17 protein-coding genes are annotated in these 16,721 nt (G+C 35.1%); 9 read left to right on the forward strand and 8 right to left on the reverse strand.

Annotated features, from left to right (window positions below):
- The first annotated feature begins 14 nt into the window (after window positions 1-14).
- The gene (locus tag ACM6HU_RS02585; protein WP_016112970.1) at window positions 15-173 is read left to right on the forward strand and encodes a hypothetical protein; all 159 of its coding nucleotides are present in this window, start codon (window positions 15-17) and stop codon (window positions 171-173) included.
- A 21-nt stretch (window positions 174-194) separates the two neighbouring features.
- Here the strand turns inward: ACM6HU_RS02585 and ACM6HU_RS02590 are convergent, their stop codons facing one another.
- Together ACM6HU_RS02590 and glsA are read right to left on the reverse strand one after the other, a co-directional pair.
- Complete coding sequence (locus ACM6HU_RS02590; protein WP_016112971.1) at window positions 195-536, reverse strand: DUF3969 family protein; 342 nt, start codon at window positions 534-536, stop codon at window positions 195-197.
- A gap of 176 nt (window positions 537-712) precedes the next feature.
- Window positions 713-1,642, reverse strand: a complete 930-nt coding sequence (gene glsA / locus ACM6HU_RS02595; protein WP_016112972.1) for a glutaminase A — start codon at window positions 1,640-1,642, stop codon at window positions 713-715.
- 501 nt (window positions 1,643-2,143) lie between these two features.
- On the opposite strand from glsA, the gene nagE reads away from it, so the two are divergent.
- The 6 genes from nagE to ACM6HU_RS02625 all read left to right on the forward strand — a co-directional run bounded on the left by nagE (window position 2,144) and on the right by ACM6HU_RS02625 (window position 11,109).
- Window positions 2,144-3,637, forward strand: coding sequence for an N-acetylglucosamine-specific PTS transporter subunit IIBC (gene nagE, locus ACM6HU_RS02600; RefSeq protein WP_016112973.1), 1,494 nt, complete (start codon window positions 2,144-2,146; stop codon window positions 3,635-3,637).
- A 260-nt stretch (window positions 3,638-3,897) separates the two neighbouring features.
- Window positions 3,898-5,121 (forward strand): serine hydrolase, encoded by a 1,224-nt coding sequence (locus tag ACM6HU_RS02605; RefSeq protein ID WP_414847977.1) that lies wholly within the window; start codon window positions 3,898-3,900, stop codon window positions 5,119-5,121.
- Window positions 5,122-5,213: 92 nt separating this feature from the next.
- On the forward strand, window positions 5,214-6,029 hold the full coding sequence (locus ACM6HU_RS02610) for a hypothetical protein (protein WP_016112975.1): 816 nt from the start codon (window positions 5,214-5,216) through the stop codon (window positions 6,027-6,029).
- A 451-nt stretch (window positions 6,030-6,480) separates the two neighbouring features.
- Window positions 6,481-8,730 carry a formate C-acetyltransferase gene (pflB, locus tag ACM6HU_RS02615; protein WP_016132376.1) on the forward strand — a complete coding sequence of 750 codons (2,250 nt, stop codon included), beginning with the start codon at window positions 6,481-6,483 and terminating at the stop codon, window positions 8,728-8,730.
- Between the two features lie 66 nt (window positions 8,731-8,796).
- Window positions 8,797-9,528, forward strand: coding sequence for a pyruvate formate-lyase-activating protein (pflA, locus tag ACM6HU_RS02620; protein WP_016112977.1), 732 nt, complete (start codon window positions 8,797-8,799; stop codon window positions 9,526-9,528).
- Between the two features lie 414 nt (window positions 9,529-9,942).
- Window positions 9,943-11,109 (forward strand): diglucosyl diacylglycerol synthase, encoded by a 1,167-nt coding sequence (locus ACM6HU_RS02625; RefSeq protein WP_016112978.1) that lies wholly within the window; start codon window positions 9,943-9,945, stop codon window positions 11,107-11,109.
- A 690-nt stretch (window positions 11,110-11,799) separates the two neighbouring features.
- On the opposite strand, the gene ACM6HU_RS02630 is transcribed toward ACM6HU_RS02625, so the two are convergent.
- From ACM6HU_RS02630 to ACM6HU_RS02645, 4 genes are all read right to left on the reverse strand, one after another.
- Window positions 11,800-11,919, reverse strand: a complete 120-nt coding sequence (locus ACM6HU_RS02630) for a YfhE family protein (RefSeq protein WP_003194890.1) — start codon at window positions 11,917-11,919, stop codon at window positions 11,800-11,802.
- Between the two features lie 151 nt (window positions 11,920-12,070).
- Window positions 12,071-12,628: a GNAT family N-acetyltransferase gene (locus tag ACM6HU_RS02635; protein ID WP_016112979.1), complete on the reverse strand. Its 558-nt coding sequence runs from the start codon at window positions 12,626-12,628 to the stop codon at window positions 12,071-12,073.
- Window positions 12,629-12,869: 241 nt separating this feature from the next.
- Window positions 12,870-14,000, reverse strand: a complete 1,131-nt coding sequence (locus ACM6HU_RS02640) for an amidohydrolase (RefSeq protein WP_016112980.1) — start codon at window positions 13,998-14,000, stop codon at window positions 12,870-12,872.
- 76 nt (window positions 14,001-14,076) lie between these two features.
- On the reverse strand, window positions 14,077-15,015 hold the full coding sequence (locus ACM6HU_RS02645) for a TIGR01777 family oxidoreductase (RefSeq protein ID WP_195743127.1): 939 nt from the start codon (window positions 15,013-15,015) through the stop codon (window positions 14,077-14,079).
- A gap of 52 nt (window positions 15,016-15,067) precedes the next feature.
- On the opposite strand from ACM6HU_RS02645, the gene recX reads away from it, so the two are divergent.
- Both recX and ACM6HU_RS02655 read left to right on the forward strand, forming a co-directional pair.
- The gene (recX, locus tag ACM6HU_RS02650; protein WP_003194898.1) at window positions 15,068-15,880 is read left to right on the forward strand and encodes a recombination regulator RecX; all 813 of its coding nucleotides are present in this window, start codon (window positions 15,068-15,070) and stop codon (window positions 15,878-15,880) included.
- Window positions 15,881-15,889: 9 nt separating this feature from the next.
- The gene (locus tag ACM6HU_RS02655) at window positions 15,890-16,207 is read left to right on the forward strand and encodes a YfhH family protein (RefSeq protein ID WP_080119029.1); all 318 of its coding nucleotides are present in this window, start codon (window positions 15,890-15,892) and stop codon (window positions 16,205-16,207) included.
- Between the two features lie 63 nt (window positions 16,208-16,270).
- Here ACM6HU_RS02655 and ACM6HU_RS02660 read toward each other — a convergent pair whose 3' ends face one another.
- Together ACM6HU_RS02660 and ACM6HU_RS02665 are read right to left on the reverse strand one after the other, a co-directional pair.
- The gene (locus ACM6HU_RS02660) at window positions 16,271-16,423 is read right to left on the reverse strand and encodes a YpzG family protein (protein WP_000122139.1); all 153 of its coding nucleotides are present in this window, start codon (window positions 16,421-16,423) and stop codon (window positions 16,271-16,273) included.
- A gap of 58 nt (window positions 16,424-16,481) precedes the next feature.
- A complete protein-coding gene (locus ACM6HU_RS02665; protein WP_016112983.1) occupies window positions 16,482-16,640 on the reverse strand; it encodes a small, acid-soluble spore protein K in 159 nt (52 codons plus the stop codon).
- Window positions 16,641-16,721: the final 81 nt, after the last annotated feature.

Below are 16,721 nucleotides of genomic sequence, written 5' to 3' on the forward strand. Positions count from 1 at the left end.
AAAGGGGGATGAGTATGGGGCGTGGTAAAGCATTTGATCATAAGAAAAAAGGTCATGATCATCAGCCGCCTAAAGGTGCTTATATTCATAAAGATGTAAATGAGCATACATTAGAAGAGGAAGAATTACCTGTTAATATTGAAACGTATAAAAATAGTTTAAAGAAACATTAAAGCACCTATGTAGGTGCTTTTTTAGCGTATGTCTTCAATTAATTGTTGTGATTCCTCATACATGCCATATTCACCTAGAACTTGAATACAACGCCATTTTAATTCCTCAATACTTGGTTCAAGTTCTTCGGGGAGGACATGATGAATGTCTTCAAGTCCCATTCCAAAATGAATAAGCTCTAGTACTTGATCATCAATATTTCGATCCATTAATAATTCCAATACTTCTACATTGAATATGTACCGATAAGCCTCATCGGGGGAAACAACTTTTAATTTTAAGCTTTCTACAATACTGAGTATAAAAAGAAGGATGGTTTTTTCTAGGACAGGCTGTTCCTCCATTTGAAAAATAAGTTTCATTTCTTTTACACCTCCACCGTATAGCGTTAGGTTGTACTATATTATTCGGGAGGGGGGAACAAATATGCATAATAAAAAAAGTTATCCTATTTAAGTGGGGCAGGATAACTTTTTTATTTGGTGGAATTTGAAATTTAAGTATAGGTAATGAAGAAAACTGTCATTAAGAAACCTTTTTAAAAAATACTCCAACTTTCCTGAGCGGAGAGTAACTCTAATATTTTAAATCCAGCGATACTATTTCCATTTGCATCTAGAGCCGGTCCGAAAATACCGATTCCTATTTCGCCTTTTACGCAGCCAAAAATACCACCGGCCACCCCACTTTTTGCGGGAATACCAACGCGGATTGCAAATTCACCAGATTCGTTGTACATGCCACATGTTACCATAAATGTTTTGCAAATTTTTGTGATATGTCTTGGAATAATTTGTTTTTTCTTATATGGATCGTAGCCATCCATTGCGAAGATTAAACCAATACGTGCTAAATCAATACAGTTTACTTCAATAGCACATTGACGTGTGTATAAATCCATTAATTTCTCGATATTGCCATCAATGATGCCATTTTGCTTCATATAGTAGCAAAGAGACCGATTTAAGTAAGCAGTTTCTAGTTCAGAGATGGCTACTTTTGAAGAGTAGTTAATTGTAGGATTGTCTGTAATATCACGTACAAAGCGGAGAATTCGTTCCATCTTCTCTTCGTTACTATCTCCTGTAAGCATACTTGTAATAGCTAACGCACCAGCGTTAATCATTGGATTAAGAGGTTTAGAAGGGCTAGTTGTTTCTAGCTTAATAATAGAATTGAATGGGTCACCAGTGGGCTCCATTCCAACTTTAGAGAATACATATTCTTCACCGCGATCTAGAAGAGCAAGTGCAAGTGTAATTACTTTTGAAATGCTTTGAAGGGTGAAGAGTGTTTGTGAGTTACCAGCATGGATATATTCTGTCTCTTTATGGTAGATAGCAATCCCTAAATCGTCTGGATTTGCATTTCCTAGTTCGGGGATATAAGTAGCAAGTTTCCCTTTTTTTGTATATGGCTTTACTTGTTCTAACAGCTGTTGTAAGTTATTTGTTTCGATGCACTGCATAATACCACCGCTCCTGTTCCTTTTTCACTAAGTTTACTGTTCCCTATAAACTTGGAAATAAATAATAACATGAAAAAGTGGAATGATAAAATGAAACTTCTATTTGAATAAAAATTGAAAAAACAATATAACCCCTTTTTTAGTTGGGAGAGAGGATCTGGCCATGCATAGAAGCGGTCAGATCTTCTTCCTGCCCTATGCCAAGTAAAACAAAAAGAGAAAACGAGGGCAGGTCACCTTTTGTTCTTCATAGCCGTGGCTTATATGTTGGAAAATCAAAATGGCTGTATAGTTGCCGTATCTTTCATTTTAGTCGGTAATAAAAGGAGAATTCCCCTTTTATATAACAGTTTGGAAATGGGGAATATATCCATAAAAAGCCTGCAAATAAAAGCTACACATCTATACAACTATATGTTAATATGGTTATGTAATAGAAAGCGTTTTCTAAGGTGCAATTATAATGATAACGATTTCATAAATTGAATAGGGGGAATTACAATGTTGCAGTTTCTACAACGTATTGGTAAAGCGTTAATGCTTCCAATCGCAGTGTTACCAGCAGCAGGATTATTGCTTCGTTTAGGTCAACCAGACGTATTTGATATTCCTGTTATGGCACAGGCCGGTGCAGCAATCTTTGATAACTTAGCACTTATTTTTGCAATTGGTGTTGCAATCGGTTTATCTGTTGATGGTAGTGGTGCCGCAGGTCTTGCAGGTGCGATTGGTTATCTAGTTATGAAGAATACAACTAATACTTTAAGTGTTAGTTATTCAACAGCAGAATTAAATGATAAATTAAAAAGTGTTCAAGACTTACTCGGTTCAGTTGATCCAAGTAAGTTAGCGGATACAATGACAAAAGTTTCAAAAGCATCGGCTTTAACACCGAAGATAAATATGGCTATACTTGGTGGTATTATCGCCGGGGTTGTCGCTGGCTTATTATATAACAAATTCCATAAGATTAAATTACCAGAATGGTTAGGATTCTTTGCAGGAAAACGATTCGTGCCAATTATTACTTCTGTTGTCATGCTTCTTTTAGGATTAGTATTCGGTCAAGTTTGGCCAACAATTCAAAGCGGTATTGATGCAGTAGCACACGGTATTGTAAACTTAGATGCAATCGGAGCTGGTCTATTCGGTTTATTAAACCGTCTATTAATTCCAATTGGTTTACACCATGTAATGAACACATATTTCTGGTTTGTACTTGGTGACTTTACAAATGCAGCAGGCGATATTGTTCATGGTGATATCGCACGCTTCTTTGCGCAAGATCCATCAGCAGGTATGTTTATGACTGGTTTCTTCCCAATTATGATGTTCGGTTTACCAGCAGCATGTTTCGCAATGATTGCGGCTGCTAAACCAGAAAAACGTAAAATGGTTACAGGAATGTTAGTTGGTCTTGCTTTAACATCGTTCTTAACTGGTATTACAGAACCAATTGAATTCTCATTCATGTTCTTATCTCCAGTATTATATGGTATTCATGCTGTATTAACAGGTATTTCGTTATTTGTAACAACAAAACTTGGTATTCACGATGGTTTCTCATTTAGTGCCGGTGCGATTGATTATTTCTTAAACTTAGGTATTGCAACAAAACCGTTATTATTAGCGGGAATTGGTTTAATTTATGCAGCAATTTACTTTGTGGTATTCTATTTCCTAATTAAGAAATTTAACTTAAAAACTCCAGGTCGTGAAGATGATGAGGAGTTAGTAGAAGAAGGTGAAGCACCAGTTGCAGGATCTATCGGTGAAACTTACGTAGCAGCATTAGGCGGAAAAGACAACTTAACCGTTATTGATAACTGTGCGACTCGTTTACGCCTACAAGTCAAAGATGCAAACTTAGTAAATGAGCCAGCATTAAAACGTGCCGGTGCAAAAGGTGTTATGAAATTAAGTAATACAAGCGTGCAGGTTATCGTAGGTACAAACGTTGAATCTGTAGCTGATGATATGAAAAAACATGTATAAATAATTGTAAAAGAGGATGTTCAAAAAGGTCGATAAAGTTGATCTTTTTGAGGACATCCTCTTTTTTTATAGAAATATTATCGGGAATCTTACTTTTGAAAATTTTCTTTTTCTTTTTTGTACATATTTGTTGGTAATACGTTCGTCACATGATAAAGTAGGGATGGTATAAAACAAAACTTCCATTAGTTAGGAGAAATTAGAGGGTATCTTTTTTATGAATGGATTAAATTATTGATAAATAAGGGGAAAAAAGAACCATGAATGAAGAAAAGGATAGCGTCAGTATGAAAGCCCGTCGACCGGTTACATACATAAAAAGAACGGTCATTCTCATTGTATTGTTTTCGCTTGTATATTTTGTGTTTACAAAAATTACTTCACATAATAAGAAAGAGAATGCGTTAAAAGCAACTAGGGAAGTAAAGAAAGAAACGGTACAAAAACAAGCAGAACAAAAACAAGCAGAACAGCCTCCGGAAGTGCCACCGCAAGCTAAGGAAGTGGAACAACCTGTCCAAGGACCACCACAAGAAATTAATGAGAATGCCAAATTAGATGAGTATTTAAAGAGCAAAAATTTTAGTGGAACAGCAGTTGTTGTGAAAAATGGAAAAGTACTTTTGAATAAAGGGTACGGGCTGGCAAATCAGGCGAAACAAATACCAAATAATTCAGAAACAACATTTTATATTGGCTCAATTTCAAAGGCATTCGTAGCGACAGCGATTATGCAGTTAAAAGATCAAAATAAAATTCAAACAGAGGATACAATAGCGAAATATATTCCTAGTTTTCCAAGAGGTAGCAAAGTTAAGTTAGTTCATCTATTGACACATACATCTGGAATTCCTGAATATGAGGCAGGGGCAGATGATATTTCTCATGAGGAATTGTTGAAGCGAATTGGACAACAAAAACCTTTATTTAATCCAGGTGAAAAATGGAAGTATTCGGATTCCAATTATTCAATACTTGGTTACATTGTTGAGAAAGTTAGTGGACAACCGTTAGAAGAATATATTAAACAACATATTTTTGATGTTGTAGGCATGAAAAATTCGGGCTTTGGTACTGAATTAGAGAAAACAAAGTATCCTTCTACTGGTTACAAGATTGTAAATAATAATATGACAGTACCTGCTATCCCGAGCATGTCACAATTATATGGAAATGGCGACATATATACGAGTGCAAATGATTTATACTTATTTAACGAAGCGCTATTTTCTGGGAAGCTAATATCCAAAGAAAGCTACAATCAAATGTTTACAGCATTTAAAAAAGATTATGGATTTGGATGGTATGTAAATCCGGGAAGTTACTCTAATCACGGTGTAATGCCGGGATGGAATTGTTTAAATGGATTTAGTAGAAGTGGTAATGCGTATGTTATTTTATTATCTAATATTCAAAATAATATTAAATCATTTGGTACGGTTAATAATGATATTTATACGATGTTGCAGCATATTGAAGTGTAAGAGACTATCTTTTGAGGTAGTCTTTTTTTCGTGTAAGTTGAGAAGGGATATATTTATTGAGATAATGAAAAAAATGGAAAAAGGGGGATGTTATGAGCATTTATAAGCATCATGCACGTAATGCGAGGCGAACATTGTTTGTAGCTATTATTGTATGGGTTATTATTACGATTGGATTTGTAGTGGAATATCGAAAAGGAACAGTTTTTAGTTCGGAAAAGGATACTCTAAAATCAATAAGTATTATGTTATCAGCATGTATTCTACTAATTTATGGTTTGATAGAAAGAAGTAGAGCAAAAGGGATAGAGCAGGTAATTCAAGACAAAGAAATCTCCTTATTGTTGGAGCAGCGGAGATTTGTTATCCGTAGAGAAACAGGTATATTTAAGACAGTTACATACTTTGGATTAGATGGAAATACAATAGGAGTGCTCAAAGAAAGATATAATTCTCAGATTCAAAAGATATGGAAATGTATCTTATCGTTTTTCTTTAAAGGAATGCATGAGCAGCAATTTTATTTATGTAATGAATTAGGAGAAGAGCTGTTAATAGTCAAGAAGAAAAGGGGCATACGGAATTCGTATTCATTTCATAGCATAAAGGGAGAGAAAATTGGTGAATTGAACCAATTGCTAAGTTTAACAAAATGGGAATGGTGTTTTTTATCAGTGGATGGACAGGAAGTTGGGAAAATTACAGGAGATTTATCGACAACGATGCAAAAGGGAAAGTGGCAAGATGGAACTTATATTGATGTAAAAGAAGACGGCATTCCACTAGAAGCAGTTCAATATTTTTCAGCAAGTGGCGGGTCACTTGTTTCGATATCGGTATCTGAACATGCGGATTTTGAAAAAGCGGTATACTATGCGGTAACAACAATTATAACCTTTAAAAATTAGAAGACATCGTAGTAGGATGCCTCTTTTATTGGAAAAGTATAGAGTTGACAATTAAACTTCGTTGTAACTACAATTGTTTCAACTTGATCGTAAAGGGGAAATTAATCATGAAAAGAAGTGTACCAAACAGGTACACTTCTTTCTATTCTGTTCTAAAAAAACTATAACAGAATAGGAGGTAAGGGTATTACAGTTTAAAATGGGTATGACCCTTTATACTACAGAATAGGCTTCGTTTATAAGAATACCAAAAAAATACAATTAAGGAAAGAGTTAATTTAAAAGAGCTTTAAATGAAGTTAACACTATGTGTATAGTGGTTTGTTCAATATTTCACAAACGTGTCACAACTATCTCATTCGCTTTTTAAAAAAAAGTAGTATTCTAAATGTGTAAGCTGTTATATAAAAAATCTTAGTCCTGTACTAATCAAAAAATGGAGGAGATTAGGATGACTCAAGTATTAGAAAATGCAAAAAATTCATGGACAAACTTTAAAGGTGAAAAGTGGAAAGTAGAGATTGATGTTCGCGATTTCATTTTAAATAATGTAAACATTTATGAAGGTGATGAAACTTTCTTAGAGGAAGCAACAGAAGCAACGAAGAAACTTTGGGATCAAGTTATGGATTTAACAAAACAAGAACGTGAAAATGGCGACGTCCTTGATATGGATACAAAAATTGTTTCTTCTATTACATCGCATGACCCAGGATATTTAAATAAAGATATTGAAAAAGTAGTTGGTTTTCAAACTGACAAACCATTTAAACGTTCTTTACAACCATACGGTGGTATTCGCATGGCAGAGCAAGCTTGTGAAGCTTATGGATACGAAATGGATAAAGAACTTAGCCGTATTTTCAGAGATTGGCGTAAAACGCATAACCAAGGTGTATTCGATGCTTATACTCCTGAAATGAGAGCAGCTCGTAAATCAGGCGTTATTACAGGTCTTCCAGATGCATATGGCCGTGGCCGTATTATTGGTGACTATCGCCGCGTTGCATTGTACGGTGTTGATCGTTTAATTGAAGCGAAAAAAGAAGATTTAAATTTAACTGGCGGTGTAATGAGCGAAGAGACAATGCGTTTACGTGAAGAGTTATCTGAGCAAATGCGTGCACTTCAAGAATTAAAACAAATGGCTGCTTCTCATGGTTTTGATATTTCTAAACCAGCAACAAATGCACAAGAAGCGTTCCAATGGTTATATTTTGCTTATCTTGCAGCGATTAAAGAACAAAACGGTGCAGCGATGAGTCTTGGCCGTACATCTACTTTCTTAGATATCTTTATTGAAAGAGATTTAGTAAACGGTACATTAACAGAAGAAGAAGCACAAGAAATTGTGGATCACTTCATTATGAAATTACGTCTTGTGAAATTTGCAAGAACACCTGATTACAATGAATTATTCTCTGGTGATCCAACTTGGGTAACGGAATCTATTGGTGGTATTGCACTTGATGGTCGTCCATTAGTAACGAAAAACTCATTCCGTTTCTTGCATACATTAGATAACTTAGGACCAGCACCAGAGCCAAACTTAACAGTTCTTTGGTCTAAACAATTACCACAGAACTTTAAAAACTACTGTGCAAAAATGTCTATTAAAACATCTGCAATTCAATATGAAAATGATGACATTATGCGCCCAGAGTATGGCGATGATTACGGTATTGCTTGTTGTGTGTCTGCAATGAGAATCGGTAAGCAAATGCAGTTCTTCGGAGCTCGTGCAAACTTAGCTAAGACACTATTATATGCAATTAATGGCGGTAAAGATGAAAAATCAAAAGAACAAATTGGACCTGAATTTGCACCTATCACTTCTGAAGTATTAGATTACGAAGAAGTTATGCGTAAATTTGATATGACAATGGAATGGCTAGCAGGTTTATATTTAAATACATTAAATGTAATTCACTATATGCATGATAAATATAGCTATGAACGCATTGAAATGGCACTTCATGATACAAATGTTCTTCGTACAATGGCAACAGGTATCGCTGGATTATCTGTAGTAGCTGATTCTTTAAGTGCAATTAAATATGCGAAAGTAAAACCAATTCGTGATGAAAATGGCATTGCAGTTGACTTTGAAATTGAAGGTGATTTCCCTAAATACGGTAACAACGATGACCGTGTAGATGAAATTGCAGTAAACCTTGTGAAAACATTTATGAACAAGCTTCGTAAACATAAAACATACCGTAACTCTGTTCATACAATGTCAATCTTAACAATTACATCTAACGTTGTATATGGTAAGAAAACTGGTAACACTCCAGACGGTCGTCGTACTGGTGAGCCATTTGCACCAGGTGCAAATCCAATGCATGGACGCGATACAAAAGGTGCACTAGCATCACTATTATCTGTTGCAAAATTACCATATGAAGACGCACAAGATGGTATTTCTAATACATTCTCAATTATTCCAAAAGCACTTGGTAAAGAAGATGATGTACAAGTACGCAACTTAGTATCTATGCTAGATGGATATGCTGTAAAAGAAGGCCATCACTTAAATATTAACGTATTTAACCGTGAAACATTAATGGATGCAATGGAACATCCTGAAAAATATCCACAATTAACAATTCGTGTATCTGGTTACGCAGTTAACTTCATTAAATTAACTCGTGAACAACAAATCGATGTAATTAACCGTACAATGCATGAAAGTATGTAAGTAAAAAGTTTCCCTCTGTTGTAATAAAAGCAGAGGGAGGCTGTTTCAATAAAGGAGGAAGTTAACATGGTAAAAGGAAGAATTCATTCTGTAGAGTCTTGTGGTACTGTTGATGGCCCAGGAATTCGTTATGTCATATTTACACAGGGGTGTCTATTACGCTGCCAATATTGTCATAATGCTGATACGTGGGAAATCGGTAAAGGAAAAGAAATAACAGTTGAAGAAGTGATGCAGGATGTTACATGTTACCTTCCCTTTATTGAAGCTTCCGGTGGTGGCATTACTGTGAGCGGTGGGGAACCATTACTGCAGTTAGACTTTTTAATTGAGCTATTTAAGAAATGCAAAGAAATTGGAATTCATACAACAATCGATTCTTCTGGAGGCTGCTATTCTGAAGAGCCAGAGTTCCAAAGAAAATTAGATATCTTAATGGACTATACAGATTTAGTATTATTAGATTTAAAACATATCGATCCTAAAAAGCACCGTAAATTAACTGGTAAAACGAATGAACACATTCTACAATTTGCTCGTTATTTATCTGATAAACAAAAACCAATTTGGGTAAGACACGTATTAGTTCCCGGTGTTACAGATAGTGAAGAAGACTTGCAGAGATTATCTAGCTTCATTCAAAGTCTTTCTAATGTAAAGAAAGTTGAAGTCTTACCATATCACAAGCTTGGTGTATATAAATGGGAAGCACTTGGACATAAGTATCCTCTTGAAGGGGTAGAACCTCCAACAGAAACAAGTGTTCAAAAGGCAAAAAATATTTTACAAGCAGTCTAATCCAGATGGTGGGTTAGGCTTTTTGCTTTCTTTTAATAAAATCTAGAGTATATCTATAGAAAAGAGTATACTGAAAGTAGAATATCCATATTTTTGTAAAGAAATAAGAGGATAAATTTACATAATTGTAAAGGGAAAACCAAATAGTAACAAGAATTAAGAAGTAGCAGGGTGAGTATCATGAAATATGATCATTTGTAAGTTATTGCGAAAGCTCTGATAGGAAAGTATAATGTAAAGATATGAGCACAGATAGGATTAAGGGGTCAATCTTATATGCTTTGCATATCCACGACAGGTACATAGCTAACATGAAAGTGTTGGAATCCAAACATGTAATTTTTTTTAGGAAAATGTTTTTCCTATTGTCGTATATGCAATATGGAAAAGCGAAAAAGCTAGGAGTGGATTTGTTTGATAAAAAACCCCAAGGTTTTAATATTAACTGCACATTACGGTAACGGTCATGTGCAAGTAGCAAAAACATTAGCACAAACATTTCGTCAAAAAGGAATTGAGGATGTGATTGTGTGTGACCTATTTGGAGAGTCACATCCAGTCATAACGGATATTACAAAATATTTATACTTGAAAAGTTATACAATAGGTAAAGAGCTATATCGCTTATTTTATTATGGTGTAGAAAAGATTTACGATAAGAAAATTGCATCGTGGTATGCGAATTTTGGGAGAAAACGCTTAAAAGCATTATTACATGCAGAAAAACCAGACATTGTTATTAATACATTTCCAATTATTGCAGTACCGGAATTGAAAAAACAAACAGGTTTCTCAATTCCTGTTTATAATGTGTTAACAGATTTTTGTTTACACAAAATATGGATTCATCGTGAAGTAGATCGTTATTTTGTAGCGACAGATCATGTGAAAAAAGTAATGGTTGAAATTGGTGTACCTTCAGAGCAAATCGTAGAAACTGGGATTCCAATTCGTAAAAGCTTCGAGGGAGCTATTAATCCAGAAATTCTGTATAGTAAATATCACTTATCTCGTGAGAAAAAGATTTTACTTATTGTAGCAGGTGCCCATGGTGTATTAGGAAATGTAAAAGAATTATGTCAATCATTTATGACAGTTCCTAATCTTCAAATAGCTGTTGTCTGTGGGAAAAATGAAGCCTTAAAACAAGAGTTATTAGGGCTTAAGGAACAAAAGCCTGAGGCATTAACAGTATTTGGTTATGTAGAGAATATCGATGAGTTATTCCGTATTACCTCTTGTATGATTACAAAGCCAGGAGGCATTACATTAAGCGAAGCGGCAGCTTTACAAGTACCTGTCATTTTATATAAACCAGTACCGGGACAAGAAAATGAAAATGCAATGTATTTTGAAAAAAAAGGAGCTGCACTTGTAATTCGCGAAGATGAGGACATTTTTGCGAAAACAAAGGCACTATTAGAAGATGATATGAAGCTTTTACAGATGAAAGAAGCGATGAAAGGTATCTATCGTCCGGAGCCGGCTTGTCACATTGTTGATACAATCTTAGAAGAAAATCATGTGCAGCCTAATCATATGCCAATCAAGTCACCAGCCCTTGCTCAATCTTTTACGTAATATGAAACCCTCTTTTTATTTTGAAAGAGGGGTTTTTGTTGTTTTGTAGGAATTCAGTATAATGAATAGAGTTAGTAAGAAGGTATATATGCATCGGCAGTTAATAAAATCATAAGCTTTAATAGGATCCCTATCTCAAAGCGCAGCCAAAGCAAAGAAATTAGGTGTGAGATTAACTATCCATAAAAGCTCGATTGGTAAGGGCTAATAATCAGTGAGGGATTAAGTTTCACTTTATATTTTGGTTGTATGTTATCCACAAAAGAATGTGGTTTCAATAGACGGTAAAGTCGGAATATTAACAATGATATCCACATTGTCCACAATTTTCAGAAAAATTATCCACAAAATAAACATGATATTTGTGATTAAGTTTATAATAATCCAAAAGAATCGATAAATTTATACACAATTCTATTAATTCTGTGGATAAAGTTTTCCACAAAAAATACCCCTTATAATATAAGGGGTAAATCTTTACTTTGTCATCCAAAAAGTAAATGGTAGGAGAGGGTAAAAAAATCACCTCAAGTTTCACTTTATCCCACTATTTGTGGGCAGTAAAATTCCATCTCAAACTTTGACGAAAGCAAAGAAGTTAAGTGATCAACTGCCCGTAAAAGCCCGATTGGTGAGGGCTGATAATCAGTGAAGGATAAAGCACCCATTGATTAAAATTTCACTTTATAATTATACACCTTTAGGACGATATCCCGCTGCACGATCTGCTCTTCGAAACTCGCGCTGATAAAGAACCTCTTGTGTACTATTTAATGTATTTCTTGCTTTTTCACGTTTCTTTCTATCCATTACAAATCACCTCGTGTCATAAAGTTATTATCTATCATTTCCAATGACATAAAGAGGTATACACAATAAACAAGTATATTCATTTTATCCCGCTATTCGCGGGCAGTAAGGCCCCCACTGATTAAAATTTCACTTTATAATTAGTGACATACTACGCTTCTTTTAAATGATGAGTATCTTGGAATGTGGTATCACGCATTGTAGAAAGAGTATATTGATCTTTTGGAATTTCATATAAGCTATATACTTCTTCGATTGCGTTAATTTGATCATAAACAGCTTTTCTAGTTTCGTTTGCTAGGTTTACATATGGTAGTTTTTCAGCTGCTTTCATCGAACGAATATTTACTTTGCGAATACGCATAAAGATTGTTTCAATATCTAACTCATAGAAAAGCTCGCTGAAAAAAGCATCTTTTGCTAATTTATTATACCCCTGGCCATGATACGGTTTTCCAAGCCATGTACCAAGAAAACCAGCTTTTTCTTGCACATCAAATAAAGTAATCGTGCCGATAGGGTTTCCCCATTCATCTAAAATTGTGCGTGAAATTAATTCACCACGCTCTTCTGCTTCTATTGTTTGCTTTGTTAAAAATAAAAACTCTTCGTATGAATAAGCTTTTTGACGCACAAAAGGGAAGACAGCAGGATCCACCATTAAATCATATAGAACGTGGCTGTCGTGTAAGTCGCGTTTTTTTAACATACTAACTCCTCCTCACATGAGGGTAGCATGACGAAAAAACACCCCACCCTCGAAATTTTTATATCAACCTTTAAAAAATTTCGGGGTGGGAATCGAACCCACTAGAACCAGTCTATAACGCTGGTGGCGCACCATTTGCCTTCCCCATTCATCAATTTGAAATGAAAAATCACGACACAAATTGATTATGGTTTCATTCAGTTTATAATCGTATAATACTTTATCTAGTCAAAAAAATAAACTAATTTTTTTTATTTTTTTTGTAAATTATTTTTCCGTCAATCATAGTTAGTACGGGCTTGGCTAAGTAATGAAATGGGTGATGTGTCCATAACACAAGATCGGCATCTTTTCCAACTTCAATACTTCCAATTCTTTTCTCTAAACGTAAGTTTCGAGCGGGAATGATTGTAACTCCTTCTAATGCAATTCTTTCATCTAATCCTTCCCTGACAGCGATGGCTGCACAAACATTTAAATATTGAATGGGAGTATAGGGATGATCTGTTGTAATCGAAACTTCTATCCCATGCTTTGATAAAGTATGGTAAGTATCCCATGATTTATTTTTGAGTTCAATTTTTGATCGGCGTGTTAATGTCGGACCAACAGATATTTTTAAATTTTGATTGGCAAGTTCTTTTACAATAAAATGCCCTTCTGTGCAGTGTTCAATACGTAAATCAAGATTGAATTCTTTTGCAAAGCGAAGAGAGGAAAGAATGTCATCTGCCCGATGAGCATGAATACGTACTGGAATTTCTCGGCGCAAAGCTTTTAGAATAGGGAGCATTCGAAAATCTGCTTCGTTTCCATAATGTTGTGCTTCGTAAAAAGATTCACGAAGCAATCCCATAATCCCCATACGAGTAATCGATTCTTTTGTGCCATTACTATGAACTCGTTTTGGATTTTCTCCAAATGCAATTTTTAATCCAGCAGGTTCTTGAATAATCATATGATCGATACAAGTTCCGGCAGTTTTAATCACACATGTTGTCCCGCCAATAATATTTTGACTTCCAGGCATAACGTGGGCAGTTGTAACCCCATTTTGAACCGCATCTTGAAAAGCAATATCAAAAGGATGGATACCATCTAAAGAACGAATATGTGGTGTTAATACTTCAGATGTTTCATTGGCATCATTTCCAGCCCATCCAGTCCCTTCATCGTATAGGCCAAGATGAGTATGCACATCGATAAATCCTGGTAAGAGGTGAAGGGCTCTTGCATCAATAACAGTCATATCTTGAGAGGGCTCAATATGTGGTTTTATCGCAGCGATTTGATTGTGTTTAACCAATACATCTCCTTGAAATTTGGAAGAAGTAATGGGATATACAATGGCCTGCTTAAATAGCGTTTTCATAGATACCTCATTTCCATTGGCTAATAACCTTTAAATTAGTAAATAGAACAATTTTAATGGGTTTATTTCAGAAGTACTACAGTGTATGCAATATAATATTTTGTAATGCATGGTTTAATGTAGGAAACGAATATTGGTATCCGTGCTGTATTGCTTTGTTAGGCAATACATGTTGTCCTTGTAGCACAAGCATACTCATTTCTCCAAGTAAAGCATGTAGTGCAAATGCTGGAACGGGAAGCCAATGTGGGCGATGCATGATAAATGAAAGTGTCTTTCCAAACTCTTTCATTGTTGTAGGATTTGGTGCTGTAATGTTAAGAGGGCCTTCTATTTCTTTTGTGTCTATTGCAAAATCAATCATGCGGATGACATCATCTAGATGAATCCAAGACAGCCACTGATTACCTGAACCGATTGTTCCACCAATAAATAACTTGTAGGGAAGCAATATTTTAGGAAGGGCACCACCCTCTTTTCCTAAAACAATTCCAAAGCGTGTATAGACGGTTCGAATTCCGAGAGAAGTTGCATGAGAGGCTGCTTCTTCCCATAGTTTTACTGTAGTTGCTAAAAAGTCACTGCCATGTTCTTTGTTCTGTTCTGTAAAAATTTTTGTTTCAGATGTACCGTAATAGCCAATTGCGCTAGCGTTAATAAAAGTATGGGGCTTATTTGGTAATGTTTGTAATTGTTTGATGAGACTATGTGTTGTATGAAGACGACTCGTTATAATGTTTTCTTTCTGCTTCTTTGTCCATCGACCGTTATTAATAGATTCTCCAGCTAGATTAACAACAACATCGATAGAGGTGAGAGGGAATTTAGGTGAGCATTTATCCCATTGGACGTAGTAAATGTTAGAGTTGAAAGGGGTCTCTTTTTTTTCTCGGGTAAGAATGTAAATGGTGTACCCTTTTAGGCTTAAAAAAGTAGCTAATGCTTTACCGATAAAACCAGTTCCCCCAGAAATTGCAATTTTCAACTGAACTTCCTCCTCATTATATATATTCATGAAAAGCAAAATTGTTCCGCAACTATGTTAAAATAGTAGCGGGGTGAAGAATATGGCTGTCATTACAAAAATAGAAGTACAAAAACGAACGAAAGAACGATTTAATATTTATATTGATAAAGGACAAGGTGAAGAATACGGATTTAGTGTGAATCAAGTAACCTTAATCAAGCACGGTTTGCAAAAGGGTTTAGAAATCGATGAAGTAGAGTTAGCAAATATTTTATACAATGAAGAAGTACAAAAAGCATATTTGCAAGCAATTTCTTATTTATCCTATCAAATGCGGACGAAACAGGAAGTAGAAGAATACTTACGAAAAAAAGAAATTGGACAAGCCGTCATCTCTGAAGTTATTTCGAAATTATTACATGATCACTATATTAATGATAAAGAGTATGCCATTTCGTATGTGCGAACTCATAGTAACGTGAATCAAAAAGGACCGACAATTATTAGACGGGAACTTTTTAGTAAAGGTGTCCAAGATATAATTATTACTCATAGTTTACAAGAATATCCGAAAGAGAAGCAAATTGAAAATGCCTTTGAGCTTGTAGAAAAAAAGAAAAAGTCCTATCAAAAGCATTCTTTTTTACAAATGAAACAAAAGCTAGAAGAAATGTTAGTCCGTAAAGGATATAATCGTGATGTAATTCAAATTTGTCTAGAAGAATTAAAAGAGGAAAAGGATGATACGCAGCAACAAGCTGCATTGTTATATCATGGAAATAAGTATCATGAGAAGCATAAAAAGCATGATGGATGGACATATGAAAACAAGATGAAACAAGCATTATATCGAAAAGGATTTTCTATTGATGAGATAGAGACATTTTTACAAATGAAACGTGAAGAGGGATGAGAGAATATGCTGAATATGCCAAAACGTTATAGTGATATGACACCACATGAGTTAAGAGAGGAAATTGGCATTTTAAAAGAACAGGCTGTGAAAGCAGAGCAGCTTGGTATAGTAAATGAGTTTGACGTATTAATGAGAAAAATGGCAATGGCTCGTGCTTATATGACAGATGTAAACGCATTTCAGATTGGTGAAACGTATGAACTTATAGAAGAACCGGGTGTCTTCTTTACGATTACGTATTTCAATGGGGTATTTGCTTGGGGACATAAACAAAAGGAGACAGAGGAAATTGGTATTCCTATTTCGCTATTACAAGAGAAATAAAAAACCAGAGAGCCTTGGCTGCTCTGGTTTTCATTTTTCGTAGTTGTTAAAGGAGATAGGCAATTAAATTTGGCGTTTTCTCATCTCATTCGCCAAAATAATGAGAGACTGGGTTTGTTGCGTCTGTCCATTTACTTGCGCTTTTGCATGTTTCGGACGTGCCCAGGTAGGGTTGAATAATTCAGAACGACGATCTAAATGATTACGGTAGCTCATCTTTATCACCTCATGTAGGAAGTTAATTGCAATAACTCTTTAGAACGGACTATTGTTTTTACTCTTCCTGATGATTTGCGGCACGCATACGTTCCTGTGGGTGCGTGTTAATTGTGCCGTTAGGTCTTTTCGAAGCAAAACGAGCTTTTGCTTTCGTTGGACCCTCGATTTTGCTGTTGTTTTTTGATTCAGACCAAAATTCGGCTTGTCTACCCAAGAAGAACGCCCCCTCATTATTAAATGATACTTACTAAGAAGTATCATTAATAGAATGTGCAAAATAGAGAAAATTATGCTT

Origin of the sequence: Bacillus sp. IT-79MI2 (assembly GCF_949768135.1) — a bacterium.
Lineage (GTDB): Bacteria > Bacillota > Bacilli > Bacillales > Bacillaceae_G > Bacillus_A > Bacillus_A pseudomycoides.

What these genes read in the sequence shown, in the direction of transcription:
- ACM6HU_RS02585 (WP_016112970.1), top strand. Translation starts at nt 15, where the DNA reads ATGGGGCGTGGTAAAGCATTTGATCATAAGAAAAAAGGTCATGATCAT.
- ACM6HU_RS02590 (WP_016112971.1), bottom strand. Translation starts at nt 536, where the DNA reads ATGAAACTTATTTTTCAAATGGAGGAACAGCCTGTCCTAGAAAAAACC.
- glsA (WP_016112972.1), bottom strand. Translation starts at nt 1,642, where the DNA reads ATGCAGTGCATCGAAACAAATAACTTACAACAGCTGTTAGAACAAGTA.
- nagE (WP_016112973.1), top strand. Translation starts at nt 2,144, where the DNA reads ATGTTGCAGTTTCTACAACGTATTGGTAAAGCGTTAATGCTTCCAATC.
- ACM6HU_RS02605 (WP_414847977.1), top strand. Translation starts at nt 3,898, where the DNA reads ATGAATGAAGAAAAGGATAGCGTCAGTATGAAAGCCCGTCGACCGGTT.
- ACM6HU_RS02610 (WP_016112975.1), top strand. Translation starts at nt 5,214, where the DNA reads ATGAGCATTTATAAGCATCATGCACGTAATGCGAGGCGAACATTGTTT.
- pflB (WP_016132376.1), top strand. Translation starts at nt 6,481, where the DNA reads ATGACTCAAGTATTAGAAAATGCAAAAAATTCATGGACAAACTTTAAA.
- pflA (WP_016112977.1), top strand. Translation starts at nt 8,797, where the DNA reads ATGGTAAAAGGAAGAATTCATTCTGTAGAGTCTTGTGGTACTGTTGAT.
- ACM6HU_RS02630 (WP_003194890.1), bottom strand. Translation starts at nt 11,919, where the DNA reads ATGGATAGAAAGAAACGTGAAAAAGCAAGAAATACATTAAATAGTACA.
- ACM6HU_RS02635 (WP_016112979.1), bottom strand. Translation starts at nt 12,628, where the DNA reads ATGTTAAAAAAACGCGACTTACACGACAGCCACGTTCTATATGATTTA.
- ACM6HU_RS02640 (WP_016112980.1), bottom strand. Translation starts at nt 14,000, where the DNA reads ATGAAAACGCTATTTAAGCAGGCCATTGTATATCCCATTACTTCTTCC.
- ACM6HU_RS02645 (WP_195743127.1), bottom strand. Translation starts at nt 15,015, where the DNA reads ATGAATATATATAATGAGGAGGAAGTTCAGTTGAAAATTGCAATTTCT.
- recX (WP_003194898.1), top strand. Translation starts at nt 15,068, where the DNA reads ATGGCTGTCATTACAAAAATAGAAGTACAAAAACGAACGAAAGAACGA.
- ACM6HU_RS02660 (WP_000122139.1), bottom strand. Translation starts at nt 16,423, where the DNA reads ATGAGCTACCGTAATCATTTAGATCGTCGTTCTGAATTATTCAACCCT.